General features: G+C 39.7%; 19 protein-coding genes. 1 reads left to right on the plus strand and 18 read right to left on the minus strand.

Annotated features, from left to right (window positions below; genetic code table 11):
- Positions 1-82: 82 nt before the first annotated feature.
- The 5 genes from B4U37_RS15010 to B4U37_RS15030 all read right to left on the minus strand — a co-directional run bounded on the left by B4U37_RS15010 (position 83) and on the right by B4U37_RS15030 (position 5,223).
- Positions 83-2,209 (minus strand): heavy metal translocating P-type ATPase, encoded by a 2,127-nt coding sequence (locus B4U37_RS15010; RefSeq protein ID WP_010194585.1) that lies wholly within the window; start codon positions 2,207-2,209, stop codon positions 83-85.
- On the minus strand, positions 2,199-2,594 hold the full coding sequence (locus B4U37_RS15015; RefSeq protein ID WP_010194584.1) for an ArsR/SmtB family transcription factor: 396 nt from the start codon (positions 2,592-2,594) through the stop codon (positions 2,199-2,201). Before B4U37_RS15015 ends, B4U37_RS15010 begins: the two co-directional genes overlap by 11 nt.
- A gap of 85 nt (positions 2,595-2,679) precedes the next feature.
- On the minus strand, positions 2,680-3,546 hold the full coding sequence (locus tag B4U37_RS15020; protein ID WP_010194583.1) for a permease: 867 nt from the start codon (positions 3,544-3,546) through the stop codon (positions 2,680-2,682).
- A gap of 72 nt (positions 3,547-3,618) precedes the next feature.
- Positions 3,619-4,065 carry a MarR family winged helix-turn-helix transcriptional regulator gene (locus B4U37_RS15025; RefSeq protein ID WP_010194582.1) on the minus strand — a complete coding sequence of 149 codons (447 nt, stop codon included), beginning with the start codon at positions 4,063-4,065 and terminating at the stop codon, positions 3,619-3,621.
- 114 nt (positions 4,066-4,179) lie between these two features.
- The gene (locus B4U37_RS15030) at positions 4,180-5,223 is read right to left on the minus strand and encodes a zinc-binding dehydrogenase (protein ID WP_010194581.1); all 1,044 of its coding nucleotides are present in this window, start codon (positions 5,221-5,223) and stop codon (positions 4,180-4,182) included.
- A 156-nt stretch (positions 5,224-5,379) separates the two neighbouring features.
- On the opposite strand from B4U37_RS15030, the gene rnjA reads away from it, so the two are divergent.
- Positions 5,380-7,056 (plus strand): ribonuclease J1, encoded by a 1,677-nt coding sequence (gene rnjA, locus B4U37_RS15035; RefSeq protein WP_088018867.1) that lies wholly within the window; start codon positions 5,380-5,382, stop codon positions 7,054-7,056.
- Positions 7,057-7,214: 158 nt separating this feature from the next.
- Here rnjA and B4U37_RS22045 read toward each other — a convergent pair whose 3' ends face one another.
- The 13 genes from B4U37_RS22045 to B4U37_RS15095 all read right to left on the minus strand — a co-directional run bounded on the left by B4U37_RS22045 (position 7,215) and on the right by B4U37_RS15095 (position 18,870).
- Complete coding sequence (locus tag B4U37_RS22045) at positions 7,215-7,388, minus strand: hypothetical protein (protein WP_010194577.1); 174 nt, start codon at positions 7,386-7,388, stop codon at positions 7,215-7,217.
- A gap of 163 nt (positions 7,389-7,551) precedes the next feature.
- Entirely contained in the window at positions 7,552-7,980 is a 429-nt protein-coding gene (locus B4U37_RS15040; RefSeq protein ID WP_010194567.1) for a protein-tyrosine phosphatase family protein, read from the minus strand.
- Between the two features lie 13 nt (positions 7,981-7,993).
- Complete coding sequence (arsA, locus tag B4U37_RS15045; RefSeq protein ID WP_088018868.1) at positions 7,994-9,736, minus strand: arsenical pump-driving ATPase; 1,743 nt, start codon at positions 9,734-9,736, stop codon at positions 7,994-7,996.
- 12 nt (positions 9,737-9,748) lie between these two features.
- Positions 9,749-10,117, minus strand: a complete 369-nt coding sequence (gene arsD / locus B4U37_RS15050; protein ID WP_088018869.1) for an arsenite efflux transporter metallochaperone ArsD — start codon at positions 10,115-10,117, stop codon at positions 9,749-9,751.
- A 59-nt stretch (positions 10,118-10,176) separates the two neighbouring features.
- Positions 10,177-10,596, minus strand: coding sequence for an arsenate reductase (thioredoxin) (gene arsC / locus B4U37_RS15055; protein ID WP_010194562.1), 420 nt, complete (start codon positions 10,594-10,596; stop codon positions 10,177-10,179).
- Positions 10,597-10,623: 27 nt separating this feature from the next.
- Positions 10,624-11,922 (minus strand): arsenic transporter, encoded by a 1,299-nt coding sequence (locus B4U37_RS15060; protein ID WP_088018870.1) that lies wholly within the window; start codon positions 11,920-11,922, stop codon positions 10,624-10,626.
- Between the two features lie 12 nt (positions 11,923-11,934).
- Positions 11,935-12,276: an ArsR/SmtB family transcription factor gene (locus B4U37_RS15065; RefSeq protein WP_010194559.1), complete on the minus strand. Its 342-nt coding sequence runs from the start codon at positions 12,274-12,276 to the stop codon at positions 11,935-11,937.
- 445 nt (positions 12,277-12,721) lie between these two features.
- Entirely contained in the window at positions 12,722-14,176 is a 1,455-nt protein-coding gene (locus tag B4U37_RS15070; RefSeq protein ID WP_088018871.1) for a SulP family inorganic anion transporter, read from the minus strand.
- Positions 14,177-14,425: 249 nt separating this feature from the next.
- Positions 14,426-15,085: a phosphate signaling complex protein PhoU gene (gene phoU, locus B4U37_RS15075; protein ID WP_010194555.1), complete on the minus strand. Its 660-nt coding sequence runs from the start codon at positions 15,083-15,085 to the stop codon at positions 14,426-14,428.
- A 23-nt stretch (positions 15,086-15,108) separates the two neighbouring features.
- A complete protein-coding gene (gene pstB, locus B4U37_RS15080; RefSeq protein WP_010194553.1) occupies positions 15,109-15,933 on the minus strand; it encodes a phosphate ABC transporter ATP-binding protein PstB in 825 nt (274 codons plus the stop codon).
- A gap of 18 nt (positions 15,934-15,951) precedes the next feature.
- Entirely contained in the window at positions 15,952-16,836 is an 885-nt protein-coding gene (gene pstA, locus B4U37_RS15085) for a phosphate ABC transporter permease PstA (protein WP_010194551.1), read from the minus strand.
- Position 16,837: 1 nt separating this feature from the next.
- On the minus strand, positions 16,838-17,779 hold the full coding sequence (pstC, locus tag B4U37_RS15090) for a phosphate ABC transporter permease subunit PstC (RefSeq protein ID WP_010194549.1): 942 nt from the start codon (positions 17,777-17,779) through the stop codon (positions 16,838-16,840).
- Positions 17,780-17,883: 104 nt separating this feature from the next.
- On the minus strand, positions 17,884-18,870 hold the full coding sequence (locus tag B4U37_RS15095; protein WP_010194548.1) for a PstS family phosphate ABC transporter substrate-binding protein: 987 nt from the start codon (positions 18,868-18,870) through the stop codon (positions 17,884-17,886).
- Between the last annotated feature and the right edge of the window lie 162 nt (positions 18,871-19,032).

Below are 19,032 nucleotides of genomic sequence, written 5' to 3' on the forward strand. Positions count from 1 at the left end.
AATAGCAAAATTCTTCTAGAAAAAAGCAGCAGCCCTCCCCGCCAGACGTTTCGAAGTCGGAGGGGAAAGCTGCTGCTATTTACTATTTCTTCATCTCGTCTTTCACCTTCAAAAGCCTCAAACTATTTAACGTCACAAGCAGTGTTGCCCCCATATCAGCGAAGATCGCAATCCATAAGGTGAGCCAGCCCGGAATCACGAGCAATAGCGCCAAAACTTTCAGCCCCAATGAGAATCCAATATTCTGCTTAATGATAGTTAGTGCTTTTCGGCTCAGTCTGATGGTGAATGGAAGCTTTCGCAAGTCATCTCCCATCAATGCTACATCAGCTGTTTCAAGTGCGGTATCTGTTCCCGCTCCTCCCATCGCAACTCCTACCGAGGAAGCTGCAAGGGCAGGTGCATCATTAATACCGTCCCCCACCATCATCATGCTACCGTGTTTTTCACGTAGTTCTTTAATATAACGAAGCTTATCTTCCGGCAGCAGACTGGATTTAACATGGTCTATCTCTACTTCGTGTCCAATTGCTTCTGCTGTTCTATCGTTATCTCCTGTCAGCATATATAAGTTAGAAATGCCTATCTCCCTCAAATTCTTCACACTGGAAGCACTAGAATCTCTTATCTCATCACGGATTCCAAGGACACCAAAAATCTTTTCAGAAGTCCCGACTACAATTACTGTTTTTCCTGCATTCTGTAATTGATGGATGCTTTCGGCCAGCCCCTCTATTTCCGGATGCTTTTGACCCAAGAACCAATTCGGACTTCCTGCTTGATAAAGAATACCATTAATGGACCCCTTTATCCCTTTACCCGCAATAGATTCAAAATGCTCCATGGTATAACCCGTATCAGCTACCCCAACCTCTTCCGCTTTCTGAAGAATGGCTGAAGCTAACGGATGAGTGGAACCACCTTCAAGTGTCGCAATGATTTTTAGCAGCTCTTCTTCTGTTAAGTAAAAGGCATGAACATCTGTTACTTCTGGCGCTCCTCGAGTTAAGGTCCCAGTCTTATCAAAGGCTATCGCTTTGATTCGACCCACCTCCTCAAGGAAAACCCCACCCTTGATCAGAACTCCATTTCGAGCAGCATTTCCTATTGCTGTTACAATGGCTATCGGAGTGGAAATAACAAGTGCACATGGGCACCCTACCACGAGAACCGCTAGGCCTTGATAGATCCAAGTGTTCCAGTCCAATCCCATAAATAATGGAGGGACTGTGGCTACTAGAAAAGCTATTATAATAATTAGCGGAGTATAATATTTTGCGAACTTATCCACAAACGCTTGGGAAGGTGCCCTTTCCGCTTGAGCCTCTTCAACTAGATGAATGATTTTGGAAATGGTTGTATCCTCTACCCGTTTGGTGACTTCCACTTCCAACAGTCCATCTTCATTAAAGGTCCCTGCAAAAACCTCATCATTCACGCATTTGGATACAGGAATACTCTCCCCTGTAATCGCAGCTTCACTGATGGATGCTCCACCTTTCACAATGTTGCCATCCATTGCAATTTTTTGTCCAGGCTTTACGAGCATCCGGTCGCCGATTTTAACATCTTTGACAGATATCAGTTTTTCAGTTCCTTCTATTAAAATAGTCGCCTGTTTTGGAGAAACATTCATTAGCGACCTAATTGAAGCTCGGGCCTTTTCCATCGAATAAGATTCCAGAGCTTCGCTGATTGCAAAAAGAATGACGACAGTGGCACCCTCGCCCCACTCACCGATAATCGCAGCACCGATGATGGCAATTGTCATGAGGGTCTTCATATCAAATTGAAGCCTAATTAGATTATTGATTCCAGTGAAGAACAGTCTATACCCGCCTATTACAATGGAAGCAGCGAAAAGAATAATAGTAGATATATGCTCTTCACCTTGCTGAAAGAAAGCAATCCAGCCTGCAACGAGAAAAACGAACGAGAGAAGTACGGTTGCATGTTTTTTGTAAAAAGGAATCGACGGCTCTTCCGGTAGTTCCTCTTGTTCGGAAGAGACCTTTAATTTGTCAAATGCCCCTGCCTTTTCAATATCACCTACGCTTACAGCTCCACTTACTGAAATCTTAGATGCACCAAAGTTAACTCGTGCATCCGTTACGCCCTCTATCTTTTTTACATTATTCTCAAATTTTTGTGCGCAGTTTGCACAAGTTAATCCTTGGATACGGTAAGTTTGTTCCTCTTTATTTTTCACGTGTCTTCACCTCTTTTTGATGGGTAAAGGCGATATCGATCAATTGTCTGACATGATCATCATCTAATGAGTAATAAACAAGCTTTCCTTCCTTTCTGAACTTTGCCAACCCGAGATCCCTTAACAATCTAAGGTGATGAGAAGCCGTTGCGACAGTGGAATCAGTAATTGTTGCAACGTCATGCACGCAGAGCTCCTTGGCTAAATTTAACGCCTGGGCTATTTTCAACCTCGTGGGATCAGACAACGCTCGGTAAATCTTTGCCACATCATTTGTCATCGTTTCATCTATTTGTTTCTTCACGTTTTTCACTTTTGTTTCATTTGCACATTCTTCCTGACACTGTTGTTCGGTCAAAACCTCTGAACTAGATTTGGTGGACATAATAGACTCCCCTTTATATTCAAACATTCATTTGAATATTAGTATATGCCACCCTAGCTAAAATAGTCAATACATTCAACACAGTTTAAATAAGATAAAACAAAAATCCTGAAATGGTTGACATACTTATGACAGAAATGACAAACGCCGCCACAAGTTTTTTCTTAAAAATGCTATTTAATAATGCGACTTCAGGCAGACTCGCTCCTGCTGAACTAATGAGCAATGCCATTACAGGCCCCAAAGCCATTCCTTTAGCAATCATCATTTGAGATATGGGAATCATGGTAGAAAGTCTGATGTACAAAGGAATCCCAATAATTGCAGCGACCGGTACGAGCCACCAGTTGTCTCCTCCTAAATATTGTGTAATGAAAGATGTTGGTACTGCGCCATGTATAATAGCCCCAATGGCTGCACCGATTAACAAGAATGGATAAACAGTCTTTATTAACGTCAGTGTTTCTGCCACAGATTGTTTAAGATTAAGTCCTTTATTCTCAGGTTGATAGTTCTTCAACAAGACATTCTTTAATTGCTTTTCAAACCCCAGTTTTTCCAAAGACAGGCCTATTAAAATAGAAAGAACTGTTGTGGTTAGGGTGTATATTAAAGCTACCTTCCAGCCAAGCATAGCTGTCATAATAGTTAGGATGGTCGGATCCAATACAGGTGATGCAAAAAGGAATACCATCACAATCCCAAATGGCACCTTCTTTCTCAGTAAAGTGACTACCATGGGGATGGTCGAGCAAGAACAGAATGGGGTTATAAAAGCGAATAATACTGCGAACAACGCACTTAGAAGCGTATTTCCCTTGTTCAGCCACTTCTCCATTTTATGAAACGGAACAACAGACTGAATGATAGAAACCAGAAAGGTAATAAGAACGAACAAGACGGTTAACTCGATAGCAATGTACAAAAAGCTTGAAATTATTTCTCTCCACATAAAGACCACTCCTATTTTTTATTTGCATTTTGCAACTATTTATTCTATAAAAAAGCAAGCATAGAAACTTGCTCAATATAACGGTTTACAGCACATATCACTTTTACTCATCGCTGCATTCAATACCTTTAAGGACTTTACAAGCTCTTCTCCTTCTTTTTCACTTATATTAGAAAAAACGTTAGTTAAGTAATGAAGCATCTGTTGGTTGATTTCTTGTTCTACTTTTATTCCGTTTGCAGTGAGGTATAAGTGATAAACTCTTTTGTCTTCAGTCGATTGCGTTTTTTCCACCAGTTCCATTTTCACCAATGTTTGAATCTGCCTGCTGAAAGTCGTAATATCCATACCGATTGTCTCTGCTACTTGCTGCATGGATGGTCCTTCTGTTCTCGCCAGTTCGTAAAGAATGTGACTTTGCACCAGAGAAATATCATGATCTTTTACCGAGCAGCAGTTTTTATTCAACATCCCGAACCGTCGCATCGTAACCTGGAGAATCGTCCTAACATCTTCCATTATTTTCACCTCTTACTTTATTATAATCAATTATTTGCAATTTGCAACTATTTATTCATAAAAAATATTTCTTATATCAGCGCTAATCACTGGAGTTAGCGCTGATATAAGGATTTATTGTTCTTCCGGCAACAAAAGTATTTTCCCTAACTTACCTTTCTCCTTAAAGTAAGTCTGGGCTTCTCTCGCTTTGTCTAACGGAAATGTTTTATCTATGACAGGCTTTATTTTGCCTTCCGCTATTGCCTGAAGCATATCTTTAAATTCTTCTCTCGTCCCCAAGACCGACCCATACATGGTGATATGCTTAAGATACAATGTTCTAAAATCTAGGTTTGTCTTCTGCCCACCAGCAGAGCCTGATATACAGAACTTCCCTCCGTTTTTAAGCACATGAAGGGATGTAGAAAATAAAGCATCTCCTACTACATCTAATACAGAATCTATCGGCCCTTGATTTACTCTTAATATTTCTTCAGAAAGATTATCGGATTTGTAGGATAAAACATGAGTTGCCCCTAATTCCTTTATTCTTTCCTCGCCATTTAGGTCCCCTACGATGGCAATGACCTTTGCACCGAAAACTTTTGAGGCAATTTGTACATTTAAGGACCCAACTCCACCATTAGCTCCTGTTACCATCACCGTTTCGCCAGGCTGAATTTGAATCTGATTTACCATATGCCATGCAGTTAATCCACTTACTGAAAAAACCGCACTTTCTGAATAACTCGGAAGCGGCATGTCATAACAAAGGTCAGCAGGCCATACCACATATTCCGCATAACCACCATCGTATTCCGAACCGATAAAGGACATGTCTGCTGAAATATGTTCTGTACCTTCTTCTCCACTGGACGTAAAGGGAAATAAAACAACATCTTTTCCCATCATAGATTCTTCGACCTGATTTCCGACTTTTACTATGGTTCCTGTTATGTCAGAACCAGGTATACGTGGAAATTGTACTCCTTCTGGTCTCCAGCCGGACTTAGAATCTTTGCCGTAAGCCCCTTCTCTCATCCAGATTTCTGTATTATTAATCGCACAGGCTTTCACCTTTACTAGTACTTCATTTTCTTTTGGATCAGGTATTGATATGTCTACTGTTTCCAACATTTCAACATCCCCATATCCTGTTACTTGTACTGCTTTCATAAAAGAATCACCTAATTTCAATTTGTATGTTGTTAGTTTTCACCTTTAGACTCAAATTTAGTTAGCTATTTTTAGTTAAGTGTGAATAGCTTATTAATCATTTTTGTTACACCTATGTTAAACTAATTTTATATCACGGAACGGAGAGAATTTATAATGAAAAAAATTAATGAAACCAACATTTCTATTTTTGCCCTTGGCGGATTAGGGGAAATAGGCAAAAATACATATGTCATTAAATATCAGGATGAAATAATTATCATAGATGCTGGTATTAAATTCCCCACAGATGAACTTTTTGGAATTGATTATGTTATACCGGATTACTCCTATCTTATCCAAAACAAAGAAAAAATTAAAGGAATATTCATCACCCACGGTCATGAAGATCATATTGGAGGCATCCCCTACTTACTGAAAGAAATAGATGCCCCTATCTATGCAGGAAGACTTGCTCTAGAACTAATCAAAGAACGATTAAAAGAACATGGACTGTTAAAAAAAGCTAGGTTAGTTGAAATTGAGGAAGACAAACTTGTTTCCTTTGAATATTTAGCGGTAGACTTTTTCAGGACCACTCACAGCATTCCAGATTCATATGGGATTTGTGTAAAAACACCTTACGGCAATATTGTTCATACTGGGGATTTCAAATTCGACTTGACTCCTATTGGTCCTTTAACGAACATGTCAAAGATAGCAGATATAGGAAAAGAGGGCGTCCTATGCCTTCTATCAGATAGTACGAACAGTGAAATACCAGGCTTTTCTTTATCAGAAAATGAGATAAGCAGGACGATTCACGAGTTATTCAGTCAAGTTGACGGAAGAATTATTTTTGCAACATTTGCATCAAATATGTATCGCTTTAAACAAGCAATTGAAGCGGCTGTTTTACATAACAGAAAAATTGTTGTACTTGGAAGAAGTCTACTGAGGGCAGTAAGGATTGGTACGGAGCTTGGCTATTTAAAGATTCCAAAGGAGTCACTCATAGAAGCTTCCGCTGTTAACGATTATCCAGATGATCAGATACTTGTAATTTGTACTGGAAGTCAAGGCGAGCCCTTTGCCGCACTTTCCAGGATTGCTTATAATAAACATCCACAACTATCTGTCCGTAAAAAGGATACCGTTATCTTTTCATCTTCCCCTATTCCAGGAAATACACTAAGTATCAATCGAATCATTGATCAGCTTAGTAGGGCTGGGGCAAGCGTGCTGCATCACAAACTTAAAAAGATTCACACATCCGGTCACGGTGCACAAGAAGAATTAAAGCTGATGATCAGTTTATTAAAACCTAACTTCTTTGTACCGATTCACGGGGAATATAAAATGCTGAAAAAGCATGTGAGCTTGGCAGAGGAATGCGGCGTACCGCTTGAGAAATCCTTCATCATGGATAACGGTACAATCTTAGAACTAAATGAGAATGAAGCGAGTATTACAGGTACTGTTCCCGCTAATGCTATTTATGTGGACGGAGACGGTATTGGAGACATCGGGACCATTGTTTTAAGGGATAGAAAAATATTTTCTGAATCAGGTATTTTACTGGTAGTAGTGGCAATTGATTTCCGGGAGAAGAAAATCATATCTGGTCCTCAAGTCATTTCGAGAGGCTTTGTTTTTATAAGGGAATCCGAACAGTTAATGGGTAAATTACGAGATATTGCCCATACAGCAACGACACAATCACTTGAATCTGGTAATAGAAGATGGAGCGACGTCAGGTCCGATATTCTTGATCAGGTGGAACCTTATATCTATAAGATAACAAAGCGCCGTCCAATGATTCTTCCAATTTTAATGGACGTGTCAAAAAGATAAAAGAAAGTATCCTCCATTCTTAAAAGGAGGATACTTTCTTTTGTATTAAATTCAATTCTTTTTTGGTATCTAATGTGCGTAAACCCATGCTGAAAAAGATTAAAACCTTTTAAAAGTACAAAAGAGCAAGCGTCTTCACGCTTACTCTTCTCCTAAGTTTAACAACAATCGCTGTCCTTCAACCCTAACAGAACAAGCCCTTTTCCTTGCGGAGTTTCTTGAACATCCAGGACTAGATCGGTTGTCATGCTTTCGATTTTCGGATCGATTGCTACCTTTATAGTATTTAATGTTTCCACTTTATCATCTGCTTTTGCCTCATCCAGAGACAATCCTAATTGTGGGCTTCCTCAGCCCCAGCCTGCAAAGTAGACACGAATGTTGCTTGCCCCGTTTTCGCGCAGGATATCACTCAATACGTCTCTTGCTTCATTTGAAACCTTCACGGCCAGTCACCTGCCTTCTTATTAGTTTTTCTAAATGCTCGTTTCATTCTTAGTTTTTTTCGTACATGTTTTGCAGCACTTCTTTTAATTCGGGCTTCACATTAATTGCAGGACGGATGGAAGTTGCTAGTCTTTCTGCTTCTTCCACCGTACTAGCTTTCCCCAAGTGAAGAAGGGTACCCATGGCAACCGTTCCGGTTCTGTTACGCCCTCCAGAGCAATGGAAATACACTTTCTTTCCTTCTTGTTGAGCTTGTACTACGTATTCAATAGCTGCTTTCACCGATTCATCCTGTTTGGCTGCATCATCCACGATTGGCATATGAATTCTAGGAAGGTTGTCTTCCACGTTATCCGTTTCAGCCCGCAAGTCTATAATAACATCCAAGCCTTCATTTGTATGTGCATCTTTTACTTGATCGGCACCGCCAATAAAGACATTTTCCATTAGTGATTGATATTTTTTTTCGTTAGTCATTTTCATTCACTCCTTACAACAGATTCTCTTTTTCCCACGGCAGAATGGCGCATTTTTCTTTCGTGGACTTTACTCTTTGTATCCACGGTAGTTCATGTTTCCCCCTGCCTGATAAAACTCGGTCTGTTGTTTCTGTATTAGCAAAGCTTTGGTTGATGATCCACCAACGCGGAGTTATGGAAGCACGCTCAAGGTCAGCATGTAATCTTTCCGCCTCCAGTACAGGGGTTGCTTCCGGCAAGGTAACGATAAGTACTGCTGTTTCATCGGCATTACGAAGACGTGGAAGCAGATTTTGTACTTCTTTTGACACCTCACCCGTTGAACGCAATAATTCCTTTTGATAGGACTGGGCTGCGTCAAGCAATAGCAGAGTATGGCCTGTAGGCGCAGTATCGATGATGACCACTTCCTCATCGGCCTGACCAACTATCTTGGCAAACTTCTGGAATACTGCTATCTCTTCGGTACAAGGTGAGTTTAGATCTTCCTCAAGGTATGCAAGCTGCTCCTCGCTCAGCCCCTCTCCCGATTGTTCCAAAACATGCTTTTTATATGATTCTACTTCCGCCTTAGGGTCCACCTTACTGATTGTTAAATGGTTTCTTCTTGTTTTATCTTTTAAAGCATACTCCAAATGCGCAGCAGGATCCGTTGTCGTGAGATGGACTTTCACATCTTTTTCTGCCAGCTTCATTGCCAGTTTGGCTGCTAGTGTTGTTTTACCAACGCCACCCTTCCCCATTGTAAAAATTACACGAAGATTATGGTTTATAACATCACTTACCAATTGATTAAAATCAGCAAGTTCCGTAATTATGTCAGGGTTTACATGATTCGTTTGCTCAACTTGTAACCTTTCTCCGTTAAACCAAGCCTTTAACGGGCTGATACCCGTTAAGGAATACGAAATATAAGGAAGATACGTCATGGGAATATCGTTAAATGTTCTAACGGCAACTTCCATTGCTTTCTGTTGCTTATCGTAAAAAGCCATGGATACCTCGTCGTTAATGATCGGCTTCTCCATTAGCCCATTGACAATAAGTTGCTGATTATGAAGGCCAATTTCACGCAACTCCTTAGAGGCACGCGCAGCTTCCAGGATTGGCGATTCATCTGGACGTGTTACCAAAAGTAACTGAGTTTGGGAAGGATCAGACAATGCATTCACTGTCTGTTCATACAATTCCTTTTTTGCCCCTAGTCCTGAAAGAGGTCCTAAACAGGATGCTCCATGTGTGCTCTCCTCTAGGAAATTGTTCCAAGCTGAAGGTAAGGATAGCAGCCTTAATGTATGCCCGGTTGGAGCTGTATCAAACACAATCACATCATATTGCCCAGTGATCTCTTTTTGTGTTAGTAAAGTGGAGAATTGGTCAAAGGCTGCAATCTCAACCGTACATGCTCCTGATAATTGTTCTTCCATGGTAGCCAAAACCGCATCAGGAAGTTTTCCTTTATAAGGACCAATCACACTTTCTCTATAATCTCTCGCCGCTTCCTCTGGATCAAGATTACAGGCGAAAAGTCCTTTTACACCTGGTACTTCTGAAATATCGTTTGTCAATTCTGTTTCAAACACATCTTGTAGATTGGAGGCTGGATCTGTGCTGACTATTAACACCTTCTTGCCTTCTTCGGCAAGAGCAATGGAAGTGGCACAAGCTGTGGAAGTTTTACCAACGCCACCTTTACCTGTAAAAAATAGATATGGTGTTTGAATATTTGTTTTTGGTTGGAATGATGGGAGCATAATGCCGCCCTCCTAGTTGATTGAGTTTAGTGTAATGTTGAGTTTCTTTTTGGGTTTTTCATGAGCCAATTCTTGTACATTTACACCTGTCCATTCAGCAAATTCCTCATTTGTTGGGTAATCTTCCATCTTAACCACTTCGCCATCTACTATAATAACTGGAAGGCATTCCGGCCCTTTTTCCATTAGCAGTTCATTCACCTTTTGATTCGTTACAAACGGTTCTGGATCTGAGCCTAAATTGTAGCGGGAAATGTCCATTCCTTTTTGTTGTAAGGAAAATACAGCACTTGCCACTCTTGTTAGTTCCGGATCCACACTTGGCCCACATACGCCAGTTGCACAACACATTGCCGGGTCAAAAATTTCAATTTTAGCCATTTCTTATTTCCCCTTTCTGATATAGAAAAAATAGCCGAGATTTCACTCGGCCATTTTTATTATTTTCCAGTTTCAGCAAATGTTTTGATGCGGTCGCCGATTTCGTCGCGTACTCGTTGGAAGAACTTCCACTTCTCTTCTTCTGTTCCTTCCGCTTTGGCAGGATCATCAAAGCCCCAGTGTACTCTCTCTTTGTTTGGGGGTGTTGCTGGGCATACATCTGCTGCATGACCGCAAAGTGTTACGACTAGGTCTGCTTTTTTCAAGATTTCAGGATCAATCATGTCAGAAGTTTGGTTGGTGATATCCACGTCCACTTCGTTCATAGCTTTTACTGCGTTTGGGTTTACGCCGTGTGCTTCAATACCTGCTGAGTATACGTCCCACTCGTCGCTTAAATATTTTTTCCCCCAGCCTTCTGCCATTTGGCTGCGGCAAGAGTTACCTGTGCATAGGAAGTAGATTGTTTTTTTAGTCATGATGAAAAACTCCTTTTATATTGTATTTTAACCAATTATTAAAAGCCAGAAATAGAGGCCTAATAGCGTGATGAATAGAGTTGGGATAGTTAGGATGATACCTACTTTGAAGTAGTATCCCCAACTTATCTTTACTCCTTTAAGGCTTAAAACGTGTAGCCATAGTAGTGTTGCCAAGGAACCGATTGGTGTGATTTTTGGACCAAGGTCAGATCCGATAACATTGGCATAGATTAACGCTTCCCGGATGGTTCCGGTGGTAGCTGTGTCTTTGATTGCAAGTGCATCAATCATGACAGTCGGCATGTTATTCATAAAAGATGAAAGGATGGCTGCAATGAATCCCATAGACATCGTTGCAACGAAAAGTCCTTCATCAGCTGCCATTTGGATGACATCTGTAAGCAGGTTTGTTAATCCTACATTTCTTAGTCCATATACGACTACATACATTCCAATTGAAAAGAATACGATGGCCCAAGGAGCGCCTTTTAATATCTGTTTCGTATGAATGACCGGGCTGTTTCTGCTTATTAATAGAAAGATGATAGCAACAGTGGCTGCAATGAACGAAACAGGAATACCGGCAAATTCACTTGCGAAGTATCCTATTAGAAGGGCCGCAAGTACAATCCATGATAAGTTGAAAAGTTTCACATCTTTAATCGCTTCTCTAGGTGCCTTCAATACGGACATATCATAATTTTCTGGAATGCTCTTTCTAAAGAATAAGTAAAGTACAACAATACTAGCACCAAGTGCAAAGAAATTTGGAACAATCATTCTAGATGCATATTCCACAAATCCTATTTCAAAGAAATCAGCTGATACGATATTTACCAAGTTACTTACCACTAATGGTAGTGAGGTAGTATCTGCAATAAATCCACTTGCCATAATAAACGGCAATATCATTTTTTCTTTAAACTGTAAATTTCTCACCATTGCCAGAACAATCGGTGTTAAAATAAGTGCCGCTCCGTCATTAGCAAAGAATGCAGCTACCACCGCTCCTAGCAAGGTGATATAGATGAACATCCTCACACCGCTTCCTTTAGCAAATCGGGCCATGTGCAAGGCCGACCATTCAAAGAAGCCTACTTCATCTAGTATGAGGGAAATGATGATGAGGGCCACAAACGTTAACGTCGCATTCCAAACGATGCCTGTTACATCTATTACGTCTGTAAAGGTAACAACTCCAAAGAGTAATGCCAGTAGAGCTCCCCCACAAGCTGACCAACCAATGGACAGTCCTTTAGGCTGCCAGATAACAAATATTAATGTTAGTAAAAAAATCACAGATGCCAAAATAATATCCAGCAACAAAATCCCCCCTTAACAACAAGTAATTCTAAGTCCTTTTTGCTCTAACTCTTTCATCTTTTCTTCTAGTGAAGGAACATGCACAAGAATCGATGTGATTAATTGGTAGTGTGGATGTTCTGTATTGATGGAATACATGATCCATTGACCTTTTCTAGATTCTTTCACTAGACCAACTTCTTTTAACTTCTTTACATGCTGACTGATAGAAGGCTGGCTCATCTGGAATATCTCAACAAACTCACACACACAGCAATCGTGATCTTGTAGAAGAGCCAGCATGGAAAGCCTCGTTTTATCGCTTAAAATTTTCAACGTGGCTGCCGCTTCCTCCATTTTCAATACCTGTTGCATAGCTACACCTGCCTTTGGAAAAGATAAGTAATATAATCAAACACTTATATAACAATATGCTTATATAATAAAACACTTATATGTTTGTTTCAACCTTTCTTTTGTAAAGAAATCGTAAAGATTAATTGCAGAATTATCTGTTAATTGATATAATTAAATTAAGAAAGCGCTTCCAATAACATATGAGTGGGAAAGGTGATGCTGTGTTATGATGGACTATCAGTACAGACGACGAGCTTTTCAGAACCTACATGTGGAACAAGAAGAAGCAAAAATTGACCTAAAGCAAAAAGTTAAGAAATCCAAATCGATGGTGGCCTCGATAGCCGCGTTTTTTTCTTTTTTTCACCACACTTCTTAAGGAGCTATTATGCTCCTTTTTAATATGGCTTTTTTACGCAGAAAAAACGGGACAAAATGAAATGTCCCGTTAGTAAAATATTTATTAATGACCTGAAGTAGCAGATAAACCTACCCGGTCTATTAGTGTTTTACTCTCATCATTAAGGCCTATAATTTTTACGTTCTTACCGAGTCTTTGGTATTTCATTACGGTTTTAGAGATTGCAGTAACCGCAGATTGATCCCAAATATGAGTGTTACTAAAATCAATGACAATTTCTTTTGGATCATTGTTGTAATCGAATAAATCGACAAAGTGACTCATCGTCCCAAAGAACATTTGTCCAGTAATTTGATAATGCATAACGTCTTCTTTTAAGGTCATTGTTGCTTTGATCTTAGCCATCTTCCAACCGAAGATTAGTGCGCTAAGCACAACCCCAGCTGCTACACCTTTTGCAAGGTCATGTGTGTAGACAACAATCGCAACCGTTACAACCATAACTACTGCATCAGCTCGAGGTATTTTATGAAGTTCCCGGATGGACTGCCAATCAAATGTACCTATGGAAACCATGATCATTACCCCAACAAGAGCAGCCATTGGGATTTGAACAACAACATCTCCAAGTACCATGATCAGGAATAAAAGGAATGTCCCTGCTACTAGTGCTGAAAGCCTTCCCCGTCCACCTGATTTAACGTTAATAACTGATTGTCCAATCATCGCACACCCAGCCATACCACCGAAGAAGCCAGTTATGACGTTTGCAATACCTTGACCCTTCATTTCACGGTTCTTGTTACTCTTTGTATCTGTCATTTCATCAACAATTGTTGCTGTCAGTAGGGACTCTAGGTTACCTACGATTGCCAATGTAAATGCATAAGGCAAGATAATCATGAATGTTTCCCAAGAAAATTCCACCATAGGGATGCTGAAGATCGGTAATGCTCTTGTTATCTCGCCCTGATCACCAACTGTTGCAAGACCGAATCCTCCACCAAATACAACAACTGCTGTAATCACGACAATTGCAAATAATGCGGATGGAATTGCCTTTGTAAAACGAGGTAAAATATAAATGATAGCTAGTGTTGCTGCTACAAATGCATACATTACCCAAGTTACTCCAACAAATTGCTCTAACTGAGCCATAAAGATCAAAATCGCTAAAGCATTAACAAATCCGATAATTACCGCTTGAGGTAAAAAGGAAATATATTTGCCCAACTTAAAGACACCCATTAATATTTGAATGATTCCGGTAAGGATGGTGGCAGCGAATAGATACTGCAATCCGTGATCTGCAACCAATGTAATCATCAGTAAAGCCATCGCTCCAGTTGCAGCAGAAATCATCCCTGGTCGTCCACCTGTGAAGGCGATAACCACGGCAATACAGAAGGACGCATATAATCCTACCATCGGGTCTACACCCGCAATGATAGAGAATGCGATAGCTTCTGGAATGAGGGCTAATGCTACGGTCATACCGGCAAGTACGTCACCACGCACGTTACCAAACCATTCTTGTTTTAAGTTTGCTACGTTCATAGCACACCTCTTTCTTTGTTATTTAGTTTTGTGACTTTCTACTCTCAAGAAAGTCGGGTCCGTTTGCAACAGAAAGAATCATACCATATATTTTCTAAGTTGAAAATCTCAATGAAAACGGGAACATAAGAGTTTACCTCTTACTTTCTCGATTTTTCTTTATATAGCTCTTGTTTTTGTACGCCTGTGAAAAAATAGACAATTAGACAATAAAGAAAGCTCTGTTCATTAAGAACAAAGCTCGTTTCTTTAGTCATTCAATTCGTAGTGACTACCTTTTACAAGATAGAAGATATTTTCGGAAATGTTAGTTGTGTGATCTGCCATACGCTCAATATAACGGCAGATAAAGCTTAATTGAGTAATTTCAGGGATCATATCCGGATGGTCTTTTGTCAATTGTAATAACTCACGGATGTTTTGACCATATAGCTCGTCCACTTGATCATCCATGTCAGCTACTTTTTTGGCAAGGACTACATCTTCATCATAGTAGGCCTTTAAAGCAAGAGATAGCATTTCTGTTGCGATGCTATGCATTTTTTCTATCTTTTCAATCTGAATTAATGGTTGAGAATTTTTTCCGATTCTTATCGTCGACTTTGCAATATTCACAGCAAAGTCTGCGATACGTTCAACATCGGTGGAGATTTTGATTGCCACAAAGATTCTTCGTAAATCAATTGCCACCGGCTGCTGCTTGGCAATAAGCAGAATGGCAAAGTCATTGATTTCTTCATCCAAACGGTCTGCCTTGTTGTCCTCTTCAATAATCTGAAGGGCTAAATCTACATTTTGATTTGTTAAGGCGTCAATGGATTTTCCCATTGCGATTTCAGCTAAACTTCCGAGTTCCAATAATTTGTCTCTTAACGTTTCTAAATCCACATGAAATTGACGTATTACCACCTGACTCTTCCTCTCTACCTTTATTATCCGAAACGACCTGTAATATAGTCTTCTGTACGCTTATCTGACGGATTGGAGAATAATTTATCTGTTTCAGAATATTCTACCACTTCCCCATTTAAGAAGAAAGCTGTTCTGTCGGATATACGTGCAGCCTGTTGCATGTTGTGCGTAACAATGACGATACTGTAGTCTTTCTTTAATTCTTGAACGAGTTCTTCCACTTTAAGTGTAGAGATAGGATCAAGAGCAGATGTAGGTTCATCCATTAGAATAACGTCCGGCTCGATAGCCAAGCAACGCGCAATACATAAACGCTGTTGTTGTCCACCAGAAAGACCATAGGCATTTTCTTTCAAACGGTCTTTTACTTCATCCCAAATAGCCGCTCCTCGTAAACTCTTTTCAACGATTTCATCAAGTATTTTTTTGTTTCGTATTCCATGAATTCTTGGTCCATATGCAATATTGTCATAAATAGATTTAGGGAATGGATTAGGTTTTTGAAAAACCATACCTACATTGGTTCTTAGTTCTTCTACTTTATACGATTTCCCTAAAATATTTTTTTCACGATATAGGATATCACCAGAAACTTTCACGCTTGGTACTAATTCCACCATACGATTTAATGTTTTAATATAAGTGGATTTACCGCAACCGGATGGTCCGATGATTGCTGTCACTTCATTTTCGTAAATCGGCAAGTTAATGTTCTTCAATGCCAAGTTTTCACCGTACCAAAGGTTTAAATCTTTTGTATCATAGACAACTTTTTTGTCTTTTGGAGTGTTGGTTGTAAAAGAAGTATTGTTCTTCGTTTCACGTTCAGGCACTGCAATTTGCATAGATGATTCCTCCTAGGATTAAAATCTTCTCTGAAACTTATTTCGAATAATGACCGCAATGGAATTCATGACTAATAAAATGAAAAGTAATACCACGATAGTAGCTGCTGCAAGGTTCGCATATTCTGCTACAAGAGCCGCGTCAATTGTCCAATAGTAAATTTGCATTGGAAGCACCGTGAACTTATCAAAAATCCCTTCTGGTAGCGGAATCAATAGTGCAGGAATACCCAATACAACTAGTGGAGCAGTTTCCCCGATTGCACGGGACAACGCTAGAATAACTCCTGTTAAAATACCCGGTAATGAAGCCGGCAAAACGATATTCTTGATTGTTTGCCATTTTGTTGCACCCATTCCATAGGATGCTTCTCTTAAATAACCAGGAACAGAACGAATCGCTTCTTGACTTGCCACTACAACGATAGGAAGAACTAAAAGTGCCATTGTAAGACCACCGGCTAGTACGATGTTCCCAAGTCCTGCCGCTCTTACAAAGATAGTTAATCCCAAGATACCAAATACAATCGAAGGTACACCTGCTAAGTTTGATATATTTGTCTGTAAAAAGCGTTGTAGGCGTCCTTTTTTTGCATACTCTTCTAAATAGATAGCTGTACCAACACCAAGAAACAAAGTAATTGGTGCAACAACTAGCATCAGCCATAAAGTACCCATGATGGCACCCATGATTCCAGCTCGATCTGCCATAGTAGACAGTTTATTCGTTATAAATTGAAGATCAATCCAACCCATACTTTGTGAAATAACACGGTAAAACAAAATTACGAGTACAACAAGACCAATCAGTGTTGCCGCTAAAAATAAAGATTTAGCAATATTGTTCACCGTTAATCTTGAATTCATCTTCTTTTGTACTTGTGCTGCATCAACATACTTCATCTTAATATTCCTCCCTATACTTGCGAGAGATATACTGGGCGATTAAGTTCATTATTAGTGTAAACACGAACAAGGTCATCGCAACAGCATACAAGCTATAATATAAAGTTGAACCAGCTGGTGCATCTCCACCGGTTACTTCCACAATGTATGCAGTCATCGTTTGCATAGATTGTGTAATGTCAAACGTAAAATTCTTGGTACTTCCGCTCGCAATCGTTACAATCATCGTTTCACCGATTGCACGGGAAATAGCCAGAACAAATGATGCGACAATTCCAGACATAGCAGCAGGAACCACCACTTTCCAAGCTACCTCAAGTTTCGTTGATCCAAGTGCTAACGCTCCCTCTCTCATTGCATTAGGAACAGAGCTCATTGCATCTTCTGATAAGGAGGCAACCATCGGAATGATCATAATTCCCATTACTATTCCTGGACTGAGGATATTAGTTGGTTCTAAACCAGGAATGATTGCTCGTAAAATAGGGGTTACAAATGTGAATGCAAAGAAACCGTAAACGATTGTTGGAATACCTGCTAGCACCTCAAGAATAGGTTTTAAGATTCTTCTTACTCTATCAGAGGCATATTCGCTTAGGTAGACTGCACTCATTAAACCAATAGGGATAGCTACAGCCATGGCAATGACAGAAGAAATAATTGTACCTGTCAATAGCGGGAGAACACCAAATTGAGCATTTTCTCCCAAAGGCTTAAGTTTAGTCCCTGTAAAGAAATCAAGAAATGGAACTGCTTTAAAAAATTCAACTGTTTCAAAAAGTAATGTAAGAATAATACCTAATGTTGTAAAAATGGAAATCGTAGCAATAACCATTAAAAACTTTGGTATAAATGCTTCTATTAACCGGTTAGTATTTAGAGTTGTCTTTTTCTCATTGATTAACTCTCTTACATTGACACCGTCTTTATGCTTAGCCAATTTGAAATACCCCTTTCATCTTAAAACAAGGTTCATCCAAAGCTTGTTTTAAAAAACATAGAGGAAGATGAGCAGCCTCTATAGCTCCCCATCTCCCTGGAAACTTACTTTAAACCTTCAAGTTCTTCCACATAAGTGTTGATTTGTTCATCAGTTAGCGGAGCAAATCCAGTATCCGCTGCAACAGCTTGTGCATTTTTCATTGTGTAAATTGCGTAATCCAATACTTGAGGTTTTTCTTTAGCCATATTTGTATTCAGGTAAGTGAATACTGGACGTGTAAAGCCTGCATAATCTCCATCTTCAGCAATAGTGTCAAGGGATGGTGCAACTGGTCCATTACCAAAGTCAACATTTACAGCTGTTAATTTATCTTGGTTGCTTTCATAGTAACCATAACCGAAGAATCCGATTGCGTTTTTATCTTTAGAAACAAGATCTACAAGAGTAGAGTATTCTTGTTGTAAGTTAGTACCTTCAGCTAAATCTTTTTCTTCAAGGATAACTTCCCAGAAGAATTCATATGTTCCGTGGTTTTCGTTAGGGCCGTAAGTTTTAATTGGCTCATCCGGGAATTCAGGACGTACATCAGACCAGTTTTTCTTTCCGCCTTCTGCTAAGAAGATGTCAATGATTTCTTGTTCTGTAAGTTCTGTAGCCCAGTCATTTTCTTTATTAATTACGATTGTTAATCCGTCAAGTGCTACTTTAAGTTCTTTTACATCAATTCCAAGCTCTTCAGCTTGTGCTTTTTCTTCATCTTTGATAGCGCGAGAAGCGTCGTTGAAATCCGTTCCATCTTCTACTAGGAATTTCTTAAATCCTGCAGATGTACCAGCACGACTCACTTCAACAGATACACCCTCTTGAGCTTCTGTCATGTATTTTTCAGCCATTACAGACATGAAAGGAAATACTGTACCAGATCCATCAATTACTACGCTACCTTCAAGTTCTTCTCCGCCTTCAGCAGATGCTCCTTCTGAAGTTCCTTCGTTACCACCGTTGTTGTTTGCATTCCCACATGCTGCAGCGAATACTGCAAGTGATGCAACGATAGCTAGTAATAAAAAACGTTTGAAGCTTTTCATTTCTTAATTCCCCCTAAGGTTTTTGTTTTGTTGATGTTTCTGTTTATCTTGCCCTACGAGTAATAGAATATAACTTGTGTGTTAACTGGGTATGAATCAAGTGTAAAGGTTTTGTAAATGTCGTTTTTTCTGTAGTTTTATCGGGAATAATGGGGGAATTTA

Source organism: Sutcliffiella horikoshii (genome assembly GCF_002157855.1).
In the GTDB taxonomy this organism is placed as follows: Bacteria; Bacillota; Bacilli; order Bacillales; family Bacillaceae_I; genus Sutcliffiella_A; species Sutcliffiella_A horikoshii_C.